At 56.2% G+C, this 15,189-nt stretch carries 12 protein-coding genes; 7 read left to right on the plus strand and 5 right to left on the minus strand.

The genetic code is table 11. From position 1 onward, the window contains the following. Positions 1–12: 12 nt before the first annotated feature. From KP708_RS05325 to KP708_RS05335, 3 genes are all read left to right on the plus strand, one after another. Positions 13–1,329, plus strand: coding sequence for an MFS transporter (locus tag KP708_RS05325; RefSeq protein ID WP_215750710.1), 1,317 nt, complete (start codon positions 13–15; stop codon positions 1,327–1,329). Positions 1,330–1,441: 112 nt separating this feature from the next. Then, positions 1,442–1,675 (plus strand): hypothetical protein, encoded by a 234-nt coding sequence (locus KP708_RS05330; protein WP_215750711.1) that lies wholly within the window; start codon positions 1,442–1,444, stop codon positions 1,673–1,675. Positions 1,676–1,727: 52 nt separating this feature from the next. After that, the gene (locus KP708_RS05335) at positions 1,728–1,898 is read left to right on the plus strand and encodes a DUF1328 domain-containing protein (protein WP_007282750.1); all 171 of its coding nucleotides are present in this window, start codon (positions 1,728–1,730) and stop codon (positions 1,896–1,898) included. Between the two features lie 66 nt (positions 1,899–1,964). Here KP708_RS05335 and KP708_RS05340 read toward each other — a convergent pair whose 3' ends face one another. Genes KP708_RS05340 through KP708_RS05355 form a run of 4 tightly spaced genes read right to left on the minus strand, consistent with a single transcriptional unit; the run spans position 1,965 to position 11,328 of the window. Next, positions 1,965–3,500, minus strand: coding sequence for an efflux transporter outer membrane subunit (locus KP708_RS05340; protein ID WP_215750712.1), 1,536 nt, complete (start codon positions 3,498–3,500; stop codon positions 1,965–1,967). Continuing rightward, on the minus strand, positions 3,500–6,778 hold the full coding sequence (locus KP708_RS05345; RefSeq protein ID WP_215750713.1) for an efflux RND transporter permease subunit: 3,279 nt from the start codon (positions 6,776–6,778) through the stop codon (positions 3,500–3,502). Before KP708_RS05345 ends, KP708_RS05340 begins: the two co-directional genes overlap by 1 nt. Beyond that, the gene (locus tag KP708_RS05350; RefSeq protein ID WP_202207706.1) at positions 6,775–9,960 is read right to left on the minus strand and encodes an efflux RND transporter permease subunit; all 3,186 of its coding nucleotides are present in this window, start codon (positions 9,958–9,960) and stop codon (positions 6,775–6,777) included. Before KP708_RS05350 ends, KP708_RS05345 begins: the two co-directional genes overlap by 4 nt. 24 nt (positions 9,961–9,984) lie before the next feature. Next, complete coding sequence (locus tag KP708_RS05355) at positions 9,985–11,328, minus strand: efflux RND transporter periplasmic adaptor subunit (protein WP_215750714.1); 1,344 nt, start codon at positions 11,326–11,328, stop codon at positions 9,985–9,987. A gap of 290 nt (positions 11,329–11,618) precedes the next feature. On the opposite strand from KP708_RS05355, the gene KP708_RS05360 reads away from it, so the two are divergent. The 4 genes from KP708_RS05360 to KP708_RS05375 all read left to right on the plus strand — a co-directional run bounded on the left by KP708_RS05360 (position 11,619) and on the right by KP708_RS05375 (position 14,450). After that, positions 11,619–11,909 (plus strand): CsbD family protein, encoded by a 291-nt coding sequence (locus KP708_RS05360; RefSeq protein ID WP_046901199.1) that lies wholly within the window; start codon positions 11,619–11,621, stop codon positions 11,907–11,909. Between the two features lie 64 nt (positions 11,910–11,973). Next, positions 11,974–12,597 carry a DUF4339 domain-containing protein gene (locus tag KP708_RS05365; RefSeq protein ID WP_215750715.1) on the plus strand — a complete coding sequence of 208 codons (624 nt, stop codon included), beginning with the start codon at positions 11,974–11,976 and terminating at the stop codon, positions 12,595–12,597. 147 nt (positions 12,598–12,744) lie between these two features. Then, entirely contained in the window at positions 12,745–13,368 is a 624-nt protein-coding gene (locus KP708_RS05370; protein WP_215750716.1) for a ribonuclease HII, read from the plus strand. Continuing rightward, positions 13,365–14,450: a DNA methyltransferase gene (locus tag KP708_RS05375; RefSeq protein WP_046901202.1), complete on the plus strand. Its 1,086-nt coding sequence runs from the start codon at positions 13,365–13,367 to the stop codon at positions 14,448–14,450. The genes KP708_RS05370 and KP708_RS05375 overlap by 4 nt, the downstream gene beginning before the upstream one ends. Before the next feature lie 89 nt (positions 14,451–14,539). Here KP708_RS05375 and KP708_RS05380 read toward each other — a convergent pair whose 3' ends face one another. After that, on the minus strand, positions 14,540–15,151 hold the full coding sequence (locus tag KP708_RS05380; protein ID WP_202207702.1) for an ankyrin repeat domain-containing protein: 612 nt from the start codon (positions 15,149–15,151) through the stop codon (positions 14,540–14,542). Positions 15,152–15,189: the final 38 nt, after the last annotated feature.

Genomic DNA, 15,189 nt, shown 5'->3' on the forward strand with positions numbered 1-15,189 from the left:
TGCCTGGAGAGCATGAAAATGTCCGAAACAGCCGCACCTAAACGCGGACTAGCGGAAATTCTTGGCATCCCACGCGCCCTTTTCTGGGCTTTTGTTGGTCAGCTTCTGTTCATGGTGGGAGACGGTGTTGAAGCCGGATATCTCGACACCTACATGCTGCACCACGGCCACTCCCAAGGGTTCGTCAACGAACTCTTCACTCTTTACGGCATCACGGTCATGATTGCCGCCTGGTTCTCCGGGCCTCTCTCTGATCTGATGGGCCCCAAGAAGGTCATGTGGATCGGTCTGGTCCTTTGGGCTCTTCTGGAAGTCTGCTTCCTGACGTTCGGGCTCGGTCCGAATAGCGGGCCGATGATTCTTCTCTTTTATGCACTGCGTGGATTTGCCTATCCGCTGTTCGCATACGGTTTCCTTGTGTGGATTGCTGCCGCAACTCCGGCTGCCATGCTTGGATCGGCTGCTGGATGGTTCTGGTTCTCTTTCTCTGCGGGCCTGCCGACACTTGGCTCCCAGTTTGCACGCTATACGATCCCATATCTTGGTGAACTCAAGACGTTCTGGTGCTCACTTGGTCTGGTGATTATCGGTGGCCTCGTCGCATTGCTGTTCACGCACGAGCCTACGGGTAAGAAGCGTCTGCTGCCTGATCATGTGCCGACCAAGGATATCTTCTTTGGCTCGCTCAGCATCATGTGGCGTGAGCCTAAGACGACGATTGCTGGCATTGTCCGTATTATCGACACGTCTTCGGAATATGCATTCCTTGCGATTATGCCAGCGTTCTTCGTGGATCAGCTGCATTTCAGCCTGGAACAGTGGCTCAATCTGCTGTCGCTGATCTTCCTCAGCAACATTCTTTTCAACCTTGTCTCCGGCATGGTTGCTGACACTCTGGGCCATCGCTTCGTGGTATCGGTCTTTGGTGGCATCGGCGGCTTCATTGCCATCCCGCTGTTCTACTATGTGCCGATCTGGTACCCGGGGAATTTCTGGGCCGTGGCTGCTGCCGGCATTTTCTATGGTGCGACCGTTGCTGCATTCGTGCCGCTTTCCGGCCTGATGCCGCAGATCTGCCCACGTGAAAAAGCCGCTGCACTTTCCATTCTCGGCTTGGGCGCAGGTGCTTCTACCTGGGTTGGACCAGCAATCGTTTCGCTCTGTGGGGCCGTTTTTGGTCCGGGCATGAGCTATGTGATCTGGACGTTTGCCGTAATTTATCTCGCTTCTGCGGGAATGACGCTGGCTCTCAAGATTTCTCCTGAAGCTCGCCGTTATACGGAAGAAGCTGCAGCGCGCGGCGAAGTGAGCACGACTGTCGGGCACTAAGGCCCCTCAGTCACACCTTCGTTGTTAAGTTGTAAAAGAAGAGGGGTGGTTCGTTATCGAACTGCCCCTGTTTTTGTATGTTCTTGATGGAATGATCTCGGAGTTAAAAATTATGGATGCTGATCTGGCTTCATATCTGGATGAGAGTGTGCCGTCGTTGCAGGAGGGAGCTGAACGTCTTGTGGATTGTACCGGCGCAAAGAAAAATATTTGCTCATTTGTAAGAGAAAGTCGGGCCGTGGTGGCGGATCTGATGGTGGATCAGCCATTTTTCTTGCTGCTTTCCGCTTTTGTCAGCGGTCTGTTGTTAGGACGTAGTCTTTTTTCAGGAAAGAAACCTTCCTGAGGCACATGACGTTACGACATGACCACGACCTATAATTCAAGGATCATGTCCCATGCTGCATTATGCTATCGTTTTCTTCATTATTTCTATCATTGCCGGTGTGTTCGGCTTTTCGGGCATCTCCGCAGCAACCGCTGGTATTGCCAAGCTGTTTTTCATCATCTTCCTGGTACTTGCTGTTCTGGCCATTCTGGCTGGCGTTGCCGGGCTACACGCTCTCTGAGCGCTGTATCCTTCGCCGGATGAGGGCATAAAAAAGGGCGGGATGAAAATCCCGCCCTTTTTGTTTTCAGCGTCCGTTTTTGTCTTTCTGGATGAAAGAGGGAAGCAAAGGGTTGTCGGTCTGAAGAGAGGCCTTTGTTGGGAGGTCTTTTACATTCCAGCCGCCGCCAAGATCAGTCAGCAGAGCAACTTCAGCATTGAATTGCTGCTGGCGAATGCTCAGTTGGCTCTCTTCATACTGAAGAGCGGTCTGCTGTGCCGTAATGACAGTCGTATAAATCTGGGTTCCGGCAAGATACTCGTTCATGGAGACCCGTACGGCAGCCTGGGCACTTGCGACGGCCTGGTTCTGAAGTCCTAGCTGCTGATCTAGGTAATGCAGGTTGGACATCTGATCTTCCGTGTCTTGCATGGCTGCAAGAGCGGTCTGTCGATATGTCGCAACAGCATTATCGTAGTCTGCCTCGGCTTCACGGACAGCAGCAGTTCGTGCGCCGCCCTGGAAGATTGTTTCCGTGGCAGCCGCACCCAGGCCCCAGGTACGGGTAGCGGTCTGGATCAGTTGCTGGAGCGGATTACCGCTATAACCATAAGATGCAGAGAGCGTAATTTCCGGGAAGAACGCGCCAATCGCATATCCGATTTCGGCATTATAGGCTTCCATGTTGCGCTCAGCCTGGGCGACGTCCGGTCGGCGTTCAAGGATCATGGAAGGAACGGCTACAGGAGCTGCCGGAATCTCCTTGGGAAGCAATGCTGGAGCGATCGTCACGTCTGCCGGTGCGCGACCGGTCAGCATTGCAATGGCATGCTCATATTGGGCGCGGGCAATATGAGCGTTGGCGAGGCTGGCTTCGGTGGATTGCAGAAGATACCGGGCCTGCAGAACGCTCGTTGGGTCAGCAACGCCTGCCTCAAGCTGGTTTTCAAGAATTTTGAGATTGTCCCGGTATAGGCCCACGTTGCGCGTATAGAGATCGACCAGGCTATCCTGGTATCGCAGGCTGAAATAGTCCTGCGCCAGTGTCAGTTGATAGGACAGGCGCATGCTGGCAACCAGCGCGGCGTCGCCCTGCGTTGCAGCAACCTGCTGCTGAACCTGCCGCCGTATTTTTCCCCAGACATCAACCGTCCAGCTTGCAGATGGGCCGGTTGCCCAAGTGTTGCTCGTGTAGGACTGCGAGGAGGTGTAGGTGAAACCACCACTGGTGCTTGAGGCACTGCTGCCCTGCGAATTCCTGTTGAAGCTGAAATTCCCGCTCAGTGTGGGGTACAGGCTTGCCTTGATGGAATCGATGGTCGCCGCGGCTTTGCGATACTGCGCTTCGTATTCCTTCAGGCTCTGATTGGATGTCGCGATGCGTTCTTCCAGATCATTGAGAAGCGGATCATTGAAGATGGTCCACCAGTCGCCTTTGGGCATCTGAACCAGATCAGGGCGCGCCTTGTTCCAGCCGGCTGGTGGCGGCACTTCTTTGAAGTGTGGAGAAATGACTGCCGAAGGACGATGGTAATTCGGTCCAACCATGCACCCACTCAGGAAAGGCACGGCTGCTGCTCCCAGCAGAAAAGTACGCAGGGAAGGCATACGAAGGACGGTCATCAGATTTCCGTTTCCCGGGGCGAGATGTGAAGCAGAATGGCAAAGTTATGCCGGGCGCGGCCGAGCATCTTTCCAAAACGATCGAGATAAAGGAACACGACGGGCGTGCTGTAGAGCGTGAGAAGCTGGCTGACCATCAGCCCACCCAGAATGGCGATGCCAAGCGGGCGGCGGAGTTCGCAGCCATATCCATTCCCGAAGACGAGAGGCACGGCTCCAAAGGCTGCGGCCAGAGATGTCATGAGGATCGGGCGAAATCGCAGAACGCTCGCCTGCTGGATAGCCTCAAAAGCTGTTGCGCCTTCGCGTTGTGCGACAAGAGCAAAGTCGATCAGCATGATCGCGTTCTTCTTGACGATACCAATCAGAAGAATGACGCCAATCATCGCCATGAGGGAGAATTCCTGCCCGAACAACTGAAGGGCAAGAAGGGCGCCGACGCCAGCAGAGGGCAGGGTGGACAGGATCGTCAAGGGATGGATCAGGCTCTCATAGAGCATACCCAGAACGATATAGACCGCCGCAAGAGCAGCAAGGATCAGCAAAGGCTCATCACTGACAGACTTCTGGAAAGCTGCGGCATTGCCTGCAAATCCACCATGAATGGTGGGCGGAACATGCAGTTTGACCATTGCCGCTTCGACAGCCTGAACGGCAGGCCCGAGAGATGCACCTGGGGCCAAATTGAAAGACACGGTTGTAGCAACGGAAAGTCCATCATGGTTGACCGTCAGGGCCGTGTTCGTGGCGCGCTGATATCCAAGCACCGAGAGCGGCACCATGTTGGAAACGCTAGTGGCAACGGCTGCACCACTAGACGCGGATTTTCCACCTGCCAAAGCATTCGCTACGGAGTTGATGTAAGACTGTTCGCTCTGAGAGAGGGTGCTGGTTGTGGTGTCGGCTCGAACACGCAGGTTATTCGAAGACGTGCCGCCTGCGGCGGTTCCACCAGATGCGCTAACCCACATCTGTTTCAGCGTTTCGGGGCTTTCCCAGTATCGCGGAGCGACTTCCATCACTACATGATACTGGTTCAAATTTCCGTAAATAACAGAAGCTGAGCGCTGTCCGAACGCATCGTAAAGTGTGTTGGCAATGAGCTGGGGCGTGATGGAATACCGAGAGGACATATCGCGGTTGATCGCAATGGCAATGGCCTGACCGCCTTCTTCCACGTTGGATGAAACATCCATCAGCAGAGGAATTTTTGAGAGCGCCGAGACAATCTTCGGCGTCCATTCATAGAGATCTTCGGCCGACGGACCTTCCAGCGAATACTGATAGGCTGCGTCACCTGAGCGCGCACCTATACGGACGGCACCAGGGGCCATCAGACGGAGCTGCGCGCCTGGAACGTTGGAAAAGGCCCGGTTGATGCGTTGCACCGTGGCGGCCAGATCGTCCTTACGTTCCTCCTTGGACTTCAGAGCAACGAAAAGATTGGCAGAGTTGGCCGAACGGCCGCCGGCGCCGCCCATAACGCCCGCGACATCCCTGTCTGCTGCGACGACTTTCATGGCGCGGGCCGTAATGTCTTTCAGGGACTGAAAGGACACGGACTGATCGGCGACGAGACGCCCCATGAGTTGCCCGGTATCTTCAGACGGAAAGAAGCCCTTGGGCATTTTCACAAAGAGAACACCGGCCAGAATCAGTGTTGCTGGCAAGGACATAACGATGAGGAACGGATGCCGAAGGCTCCATCCGAGTGACTGTTCATACCCTTTGGCGACCCGGTCGATCATGCATTCAAGCATGGAACCAATTCTGCCCCAGAAGCCCTGTGAGGCTGCAGGCGCAGAACTGAGGATTAGGGCGCTGAGCATCGGGGTGAGGGAGAGGGACAGCACCATGGAGATGGTCAGCGTGATAACCATGACCATCGCGAACTCATGGAATAACCGACCCGCAATGCCGCCCATGAACATGATGGGAGCGAAAACCACAATCAGGGACACGGTGATGGATAAAACCGTAAAGGCAACCTCGCTTGCCCCGAGGATGGCGGCTTCCACCCGCTCATGGCCCATTTCCATGTAGCGGGTGATGTTTTCAAGAACGACGATGGCATCGTCCACAACGAAGCCGGTGGAGATTGTCAGGGCCATCAGAGACATATTGTCGAGCTGATAACCCAGCAGCGACATGACCCCAAACGTTCCGATGATCGAGATGGGGACGACAATCGCTGGAATGAGAATAGCGGACAGGCTGCGCAGAAACAGCAGGACAACGACCACGACCAGCACTACGGCTATGATGAGGGTCTGTTTTGTATCGTTCAGGGAGGCGCGGATTGTCTTGGAACGGTCAATCAGGACGTTGATATGGGTGTTGCCCGGCATTGCCGACTGAAGAATGGGAAGGCGCTTGCGAATACCATCAACCGTTTTGATGACGTTGGCACCCCCCTGTGTGAATACCGTACAGATGATGGCGCGCTGGCCATTGAGGAAGCCCGTCTGGCGCAGATCTTCCACGCTGTCATTGACTTCCGCGACGTCTGTCAGGCGAACAGGTTGGCTGTTACGATAGGCTACGACCAGCCCACGATAATCCACGGCCTTGCTGGCCTGATCGTTGGTGGACAGCATGAGACGCGTGCCGTGGGAGTCAATGAAACCCTTCGGCGTATGAGCGTTGGCTGATGCAAGTGCTGCGCGAACATCTTCGAAGCCAATGCCATAACGAAACAGGCGGAGAGGATTCAGTTCTACGCGAACCGCTGGGAGCGAACTGCCGCGGATTTCCACTTCGCCGACGCCCTCAACCTGACTGAGCTGCTGAATCAGAACGTTGCTGGCAAACTCATAAAGCTCCTGTGGCGTCCGTGTGCTGGACGTCAGCGTCAGTGCAACAACCGGGGGGCCGTTGGAGTTGGCTTTGTCGTAAGTCGGGTTTGTGCGCAGAGTGGAGGGAAGATCCTGGCGTGCGCCCTGAAGCGCAGCTTCGACGTCTCGCGCGGCACCATTAATGTCACGGGAAAGGTCAAACTGAAGCGTAATGCGGGTCTGGTTGACCGTTGATTCAGACGTCATCTCCGTAACGCCCGAAATCGCACCCAGATGCCGCTCCAGCGGGGCTGCGACTGTACTGGCGATTTCGGACGGAGAACCGCCAGGCTGGTTCGCCATCACCATGATGACCGGGAAGTCCACGTTCGGCAGATCGGCGACGGGCAGGCTGAAATAGCCCAGGATGCCGCCGATCAGGAGCGCAACGGCCAGAAGGATCGTTCCAACTGGCCGCATGACGAAAAGGCGGATCAGCCTCACGGGTTGCTGTGCGTGCTTGGAGTTTGCGCCCGGCCTGCATGATAGCGCTGCATCAGCGTTCGCGTCTTACGGCCGATGCCGTCCATGAACAGATAGATGACCGGAGTGGTGAACAGGGTCAGCATCTGTGACAACATCAGGCCACACACAATCGCCACGCCGAGGGGGCGGCGCAGTTCGGAGCCGACGCCATGGCTCAGCATGAGAGGCAGGGCACCGAACAGTGCGGCCAGTGTCGTCATGAGGATCGGACGGAAACGCAGGAGAGCTGCCTGACGAATGGCTTCGAGCGGTGTGTGCCCTTCCAGTCGCTCAGCCTCGAGGGCGAAGTCGATCATCATGATGGCATTCTTTTTTACAATGCCGATCAGCAGCACGATGCCGATGATCCCCATGATGTCGAGGTCCATACCGAACAGGTACAGGCCAATCAGCGCGCCGATAGCAGCGGATGGCAGCGTCGACAGGATGGTGATGGGGTGGATGAAGCTCTCATAGAGAATACCCAGCACAATATAGACCGCGATGACCGCAGCCATAACAAGCCAGACTTCGTTCGTCAGAGACGAGCGGAAAGCTGCGGCTGTGCCTTGGAACGCGGTTTCGAATGCAGGAGGAAGGCCAAGCTGCTTCTCAACCCGTTCAATGGCACTCGTTGCCGCACCGAGCGAATACCCTTTCGAGACGTTGAAAGAGATCGTCGTGGCTGGGAACTGGCCGTAATGACTGATGAGGAGGGGGGCAAGGCTATGACTGATCGTCGTAACCTGCTTCAGCGGGACCAACCCGGAAGTCGGCTGACGTGTCGGACCGGAGGTGCTGCTGCCTGCTTCGGATGAAATCCCCGGCAGGTACAACTGGTTGAGGGACGTCAGGTCGTTTTGAAGGTCTGGAAGCGCTTCCAGAATGACGCGGTACTGGTTGGCCTGCGTGTAGATCGTTGAGATCTGACGCTGGCCATAACTGTCATACAGAAGGTTATCGACCGTCTGCGGTGTGATGGAATAGCGGGCACCCGTTGCACGGTCGAGCGAGAGCTGGGCAACCAGACCTTCAGCCTGCAGATCGGACGTGACATCCGACAGGGAAGGCTCCTGTTTCAGCGCGTCGACAATTTTTGGAACCCAGGTTTTGAAGGTGTCGTAATCCGGGTTCTCAAGCATGAACTGGTATTGTGTGGCCGAAATCGAGGAATCCAGAGACAGATCCTGAATCGGCTGAACAAACAGCTGCGTTCCGATGACATTCTGGCCGACCTGGCCCAGACGCTGAAGAATGGTTGTCAGGTCAGAGGTGCGCTCGTCTCGTGCCTTGAGATTAATCAGAAAACGGCCGACGTTCAGCGTCATGTTCTGGCCGTCAATTCCCACAAAAGAGGAAATGCTGGCTACATCCGGATCCTTGAGGATCTCTGCGCCCAAAGCGGCCTGACGCTCCTTCATGCCGTTGAAGGAAATCGCCTGCGACATGACGGAAATGCCCTGCACAACGCCAGTATCCTGCGTTGGGAAGAAGCCTTTCGGGATTGTGTAGGCCAGTGCGCCCGTCAGGATAATTGTTCCGAGCGTGACCAGAAGCGTGAGGCCACGGAACCGCAGAACCACGTCCAGCCAGCGACCGTACAGGGCAATCATGCCATTGATGCCGCGTTCTGTTGCATCGGACAGGCGGCCCCAGAACCCACGGCTCTTGGACGGGGCGTGCGTATCCGTCAGCATCCGCGCGCACATCATTGGAACCAGCGTAATGGACACAATGGCCGAGATGACGATCGTGATGGAGAGCGTCATGGCGAATTCGTGGAACAACCGTCCCACGACATCCTTCATGAACAGCAGTGGGATGAGCACTGCGATCAGCGAAACCGTCAGCGAGATGATGGTAAAGCCGATTTCCCCGGCACCCTTTAGGGCGGCCGTGTAACGGTCTTCGCCAGCTTCCACGTAGCGGGCAATGTTCTCGATCACCACGATGGCGTCATCCACCACAAAGCCTGTGGCAATGGTGAGGGACATCAGCGACAGGTTATCGAGCGAGAACCCGAGCAGGTACATTGCCGCCATGGTGCCCACCAGCGAAAGCGGGACCGAAAGGCTGGGGATGATCGTGGCTGGGACATTGCGCAGGAAGACGAAGATGACGCCGACCACGAGCAGCATGGACAGACCCAGCTCGTATTCAACATCGTCAACAGAGGCACGGATGGTTGTTGTCCGGTCTGTCAGCGGTGTGATTTCGATGCCAGGGGGCAGGTCCTGCTTGAGCTGGGGCAGGATGCGCAGAACGTTGTCCACCACGCCAATCACGTTGGCGCCGGGCTGGCGCTGAACATTCAGGATCAGGGCAGGGGTCTTGTTCGACCATGCCGCCAGCTGAGTGTTCTCTGCGCCTTCGACGACCGTAGCCACATCGCGAACGCGGATCGGGCCGCTGTTCTGATAGGCAATGATTTGGTCCATCAACTGATCGACGGACTTGATCTGCCCATCAATACGCAGGGACGTAGAGCGCTTGGGGCCGTCAAATGTGCCCGTTGGGGAGTTGACGTTTACCGTTGTGATGATGGTCCGCAGGGTATCGATCGCGATGCCGTAGGATGTCAGCTTCGGGATGTTGACCTGAATACGATACGCCTTGCGATTACCGCCAGACAGCGTGACGAGACCCACGCCGGAGATCTGGCTGATCTTCTGCTCGAGACGCGTGTTGACGTAATCTTCCACTTCCGGAAGCGGCAGGGTTTTCGACGTGATACCCAGTGTCAGGACCGGAGTATCCGCCGGATTGACCTTCGCATAAATCGGAGGTGCTGGCAGATCCGTTGGCAGCAATGATGTGGCATTATTGATGGCTGCCTGAACTTCCTGCTCCGCCACGTCCATGGACATGTCGAGGCCGAAGCGCAGGGTCACCACCGAGGCACCGCCAGAAGACTGGGACGTCATCTGGTCCAGGCCCGGCATCTGCCCAAGCTGCGTTTCAAGTGGAGCCGTGATGGACGTGCTCATCACGTCCGGTCCGGCGCCCGGGTAATAGGTCGAAACCGTAATGGTTGGGTATTCAACCTGTGGCAGTGCTGAGACTGCCAGGAAGTGGTAGCCGAGCAGTCCGCTCAGCAGGATGGCGAACATCAGGAGGCTGGTGGCAACCGGACGCTCGATGAACAGGCGGGACGGATTCACGGTCTTGCTGTTCCCTGTGAGCGGTCAGTGATTGCCGGTGACATCGGCTGCGGACGGATCATTGCCACGCTTGGCGGCATCGGTGCTCTGCTGGCCATTGCTGTGGCGATGATGGGTCTCGGCCGTCTTGGCTTCTGCAGCGGCGTTCTGGGTGTTCGGCGTGGACGTATCGGGGATTGAGATTTTCTGTCCCGGACGCAGATGGCTCACACCATCAGTCACGACGCGATCACCCGTCTTCACACCGGACAGAATGACGGCGTTGCTGTCGTCCGTCTCACCAACCTTGACCGGCACATCCTTCACCGTCATGTCCGGCTGAACGACATACAGGAACTGTCCGTCAGGGCCGGTCTGGAGTGCATTGCCTGGCACGATAAGGACGTTGTGCAGCGTATTGACGAGGAGATGTGCATTCACGAATTCATTCGGGAACAGACGCTCGTCTTCATTGGCGAAAATGCCACGCATACGAACCGTACCGGTGGACGTGTCGATCTGACTGTCCAGCGCTTTCACGGTGCCGTCAGCAATCTTCTGAGTGTTATCGCTGTTCCAGGCTTCGACCGGGAGTTCCTGAACTTCACGCAGACGCTCAGCAACCGGGCCAATCTGGTTCTGCGGAACCGTGAAGATGACCGAGATGGGCTCCATCTGGGTCAGGATTGTCAGGCCGCCGGATTGTCCTGCTGAGACATAGTTGCCTTTGTCGAGCACGCGGATACCAACGCGGCCATCAACCGGGGCAATGATGTGACAGTACATCACGTTCAGTTCGGCGTTATGGACGTTGGCTTCGTCGAACTTCACAGTGCCTTCAAGTTGCTGAACCGTGAATTCCTGATCTCGGGCTGTCATCGCTGATGTCGAGTTCTGACGGATCAGCTTCTGGTAACGGGCATTGTCCACACGGGCTTTTTCAAGCTGGGCGCGGTCGGCTGCAAGTGTTCCTTTGTACTGGGCAAGAATTGCTTCGTACGGACGTGGATCAATCAGCTCCAGTTCATCGCCTTTTTTAACGTGCTGGCCTTCCTGATAATAAACATCAAGAATATGGCCATCCACGCGCGGTGTAATCGTCACGTTCGTGACGGGAACGACGGTGCCGATCAGTTGCAGGATGACAGGCATGTCGCCTGTATGAACCGTGGCAACGGCAACAGGCTGAGTGTCGCCCGCGGCGCCATTTTTGTGCGATTTTCCTGAATGGGATCCGTGCGTCCGCAGGACTGCAAAAAGGATCAGCAGAATCACCAGAACAATCGTGCCCCATAACAGCCAGCGACGGCGAGGGCGTCGGGCTGGCGAGGGGGACTGGGCGTTTATGCTCTGGTGGCGGTCGCTGGGTCCGGCCGTCTGCTCGTCCATAGTGGTCCTGTCTTTCCCGTACAGCTTTTTGGTATGGATGCACCTGAGAAACGGCATCCTTCCGTCAGTTCTTTCCTTATAGTGCAGTGAACGCAATGCTGCCATGACGGGACCTTAAATCCTGTTCAGGTTTGGCAACGAATACGCAACATGGAAGGCTAAGAGATTGCTTTTCAAGGCAATCTGTCTCTTGCTTCATTTCATGCTCGCACCATATCCTTATGGAAACCCGATGGTCCGTGGGCCGTTTAAGGCAGGAACGGATCACATCCGGATAAGGAGATACAGACATGGCTGATACGACAGGTACAAAGGCTGAGGGCCTACTTGATGAAGTCAAGGGCAAGGTCAAGGACGGCGTTGGCGGTCTGACGGGTGACACCGCCACGCAGGCTGAGGGCAAGTTCGATCAGCTGTCTGGCATGGCTCAGCAGGAATTCGCTGACCTCTATGACGAAGGCGAGACGAAGCTCGAAGCTGCGACGGCTTTTGTGCAGGATCGTCCGCTTATCTCGATCGTCATTGCAACAGTTGTTGGCATGATTGTTGGTGGTCTGCTGTTCGGTCGCAAGAGCAGCTGATTTCACACACGCATTACATCGTGTGCTAGAAGCCTCCCGGAGTAATCCGGGAGGCTTTTTTTCTATGGAATGGTTTTACGAGAATAACGGGCAGCAGACTGGGCCCGTATCCCGTGAAGAAATTCTGCGTCTGATCATGCAGCAGCGGATTCGTCCGGAGACGCTGGTCTGGACACCGACCTTTGGGGATTCCTGGCGTCCGGCATCGTCCGCCGGGCTGGTTTCACCATTGACGGGACTGATACGCCCTTCCGCCGAAATTTCAGAGCATTGGGCCTGGGCGCTTCTGGTTGGTCCGTGGATCATGGGGCGCCTGACGCTTTACATCATGGACTGGCGGCATGTTGCGGAAGCCGATCGCATGGGCACGATGTCTATCGTTAGCCTTTTGGTGCTGGGTCTTTTTTTTACTGCGTTTTTTATGGATCGGAATTCGATCCGGGAAACGGGCGCTACACCTCCAGGTTTCTGGTGGTGGCTGTTCCTGCCTGGATATTTCTGGCGTCGTCGCCAGATCACCGGACGAGGGCGATCTCTTCTTGCCGTTAGCATCGTGCTGCTCGTGTTCAACATCGGTGACACGATCAGCCGGTGGCCCGAAATACAGCAGCAGGTGAACCACACGCATCATGCCTCCAGCGCACCTCAGGACCCGGCAGAGGGCGAGGGTGAGCAGGAAAACCTCTGAAAGGCACGTGAAAGAGTCTTTCGAGGCACACTTGACAACTTATTCTGAAAAATAAGCCATTTTTGGGCTTCCCTTTCGAGTCGCCATGATTCAAAACCGATTCGGTAGTCAGTTGATTAACCGGATTGGTCGGGGAGAAGTTCAGGAATGCCAGATTACGCCCTTGAAGCGGCCCATGGCGGGCTGATCGTCGGGATCGACGAAGTCGGGCGTGGTCCTCTGGCTGGACCTGTAGTCGCAGCAGCCGTTGCGTTCACCTCTCCCCCTGATGAAACGCTTTCGCGTCTTCTTGATGATTCCAAGAAACTGACAGCGAAGCGTCGTATGGTTGCCTACGATCTACTGATGCAGGCTTCGAATATCCTGATCGGGGTCGGCGCAGCATCCGTCACGGAAATTGAACAGATCAACATTGCACAGGCCTGTCACCTTGCGATGAGACGTGCATTGGACCGATTGGGTCAAATGCCAGATCTCGCGCTCGTTGATGGCAAGCATGCGCCCAAGCTGCCATGTCCCATTCAGATGGTGATTGGTGGAGATGGCATCAGCCTCTCCATCGCGGCAGCTTCCATTATCGCAAAAATTACAAGAGACCGCCTGATGGCCCGTCTTGCCGTTCGGCATGATGCCTATGGATGGGAGCGCAATGCCGGATACGGCACCGCTGTTCATATGAGCGGCCTGAAAACGCAGGGCGTTACGCCCCATCACAGGCGCGGATTTGCGCCTATTCGAAACATGATTGAAGCAGAGGCACACGCAGCATGACCGGCGAACTCCCAGTGGACCAGATCCTGCGTGGCGAATGCGTGGAGACGATGAAGACCCTGCCGGATGGCAGCGTGGACTGCATCTTCGCCGATCCACCATATAATCTTCAGCTTCGTGGCGAACTGCGGCGCCCGGACGAAACTGTTGTTGATGGTGTCGATGACGCCTGGGACAAGTTCGACGACTATTCGGCGTACGACAAATTTACGCGTGAGTGGTTATCCGAAGCGCATCGTATTCTGGATAAGGACGGCACGATCTGGGTGATCGGCTCCTACCATAACGTGTTCCGTCTCGGTGCCATTCTTCAGGATCTTGGGTTCTGGATCCTGAACGACATCATCTGGCGCAAATCCAACCCGATGCCGAATTTTCGTGGACGCCGGTTTACGAATGCTCATGAAACGATGATCTGGGCGGCCAAGAGTCCGCAGAGCCGTTATCGCTTCAATTATCAGGCCATGAAAGCGCTGAACGACGACCTTCAGATGCGATCGGACTGGTACTTGCCGTTGTGCACGGGGAACGAGCGCCTCAAGAACGAACACGGTTTGAAGCTGCATCCGACGCAAAAGCCGGAAAGCCTTCTGCATCGTGTGCTTGTGGCGTCCACGAATGTTGAGGATGTCGTGCTTGATCCATTCTGTGGCAGTGGCACGACACCTGCGGTGGCCAAGCGACTGGGACGTCACTATGTCGGGATTGAACGTCACCCGGATTATGTTAAGGCAGCGCGTGAGCGGGTAGCCCGCGAAGAACGTCTGACGTCCGAGCATGTTGCTGTTACGCCCGCCAAGCGCGATATCCCACGGATCCCGTTCGGGAGCTTCGTGGAAACGGGCGTCTTACCGGCGGGAACGGCCCTTTATGATCGTCAGAAGCGTCTGAAAGCAACGGTGACGCCGGATGGAACGTTGGTATCGGGCAATCAACGTGGTTCGATTCACAAGTTGGGTGCAATGCTGACCAATGCACCGTCCTGCAATGGGTGGACGTTCTGGTTCTTCGAGCGGGACGGGGAGATGGTACCGATTGATATTCTGCGTCAGGAGAGCGTTGCCTTGCGCAACGTTGGCTAAGCGCCCTCGTGTTCTGAAAACCGAGACATAAAAAAGGCCGGAAGGAGAACTCTCCTTCCGGCCTTTTTTGTTTCTGAAGGTTTAGGACGTCAGCGCCCCGCAAATCCGAGGAAGCCGGATGCCGGGTCCGCGGTGCCACCTTTTTCATCGAAATGGGGTGAAGGAGCTGCGCGCATTGCCGTCGAGGCTTTGCCGCCAATCGTCAGGTGACCGCTGCCACCTTTCATCTGCACGCCGCTATCCTTAACGCTCGTTTCCAGGCGCCCATCCGGATTGTAGGTCCGCATGGAAAGCAGCAGGAACATGATGTCCTTGCGATTCAGGTCAATCGCCATGTCCAGCGGGGTCTGATCGAGAATGTTGTGGCCATTCATGTCAGCACCACGATTCAAGGCTTCTTTGGACGCATTCAGCGAACCGCGATTGATGGCATCAAAGAGAGCCGTCGTCGGGTTCGTGTCCACACGTGCATGGCCCGCATCGTCATCTGCCGCTTCTGCACCCGGCAGAGCTGAAGGCGGGGCGGCGCGTTTCGCGGCCTTGCGGGCTTCTGCCTTTTTGGCAGATTCTTCCGCTTCCTGTTCAGCTTCTGCGTCATCGGCATCCTGCGCATGGGCAGAGTGCCAGGGCACGAAGATTGTCGGTGTGGCTGCCAGAGCGGCAATCAGCAGAAGGCGGGGCAGGGTCAGGGGCAGTCGCATGGGGTCAATATACTGCGATCTGAAGTCCTGTGCGAGTC

The sequence above is a fragment of the Gluconobacter sp. P5H9_a genome, assembly GCF_018812085.1.
Classification (GTDB): domain Bacteria; phylum Pseudomonadota; class Alphaproteobacteria; order Acetobacterales; family Acetobacteraceae; genus Gluconobacter.

Bases quoted from the DNA above. Each gene is read 5' to 3' on its own strand.
- KP708_RS05325 (WP_215750710.1), top strand. From the start codon at position 13: ATGAAAATGTCCGAAACAGCCGCACCTAAACGCGGACTAGCGGAAATT.
- KP708_RS05330 (WP_215750711.1), top strand. From the start codon at position 1,442: ATGGATGCTGATCTGGCTTCATATCTGGATGAGAGTGTGCCGTCGTTG.
- KP708_RS05335 (WP_007282750.1), top strand. From the start codon at position 1,728: ATGCTGCATTATGCTATCGTTTTCTTCATTATTTCTATCATTGCCGGT.
- KP708_RS05340 (WP_215750712.1), bottom strand. From the start codon at position 3,500: ATGACCGTCCTTCGTATGCCTTCCCTGCGTACTTTTCTGCTGGGAGCA.
- KP708_RS05355 (WP_215750714.1), bottom strand. From the start codon at position 11,328: ATGGACGAGCAGACGGCCGGACCCAGCGACCGCCACCAGAGCATAAAC.
- KP708_RS05360 (WP_046901199.1), top strand. From the start codon at position 11,619: ATGGCTGATACGACAGGTACAAAGGCTGAGGGCCTACTTGATGAAGTC.
- KP708_RS05365 (WP_215750715.1), top strand. From the start codon at position 11,974: ATGGAATGGTTTTACGAGAATAACGGGCAGCAGACTGGGCCCGTATCC.
- KP708_RS05370 (WP_215750716.1), top strand. From the start codon at position 12,745: ATGCCAGATTACGCCCTTGAAGCGGCCCATGGCGGGCTGATCGTCGGG.
- KP708_RS05375 (WP_046901202.1), top strand. From the start codon at position 13,365: ATGACCGGCGAACTCCCAGTGGACCAGATCCTGCGTGGCGAATGCGTG.
- KP708_RS05380 (WP_202207702.1), bottom strand. From the start codon at position 15,151: ATGCGACTGCCCCTGACCCTGCCCCGCCTTCTGCTGATTGCCGCTCTG.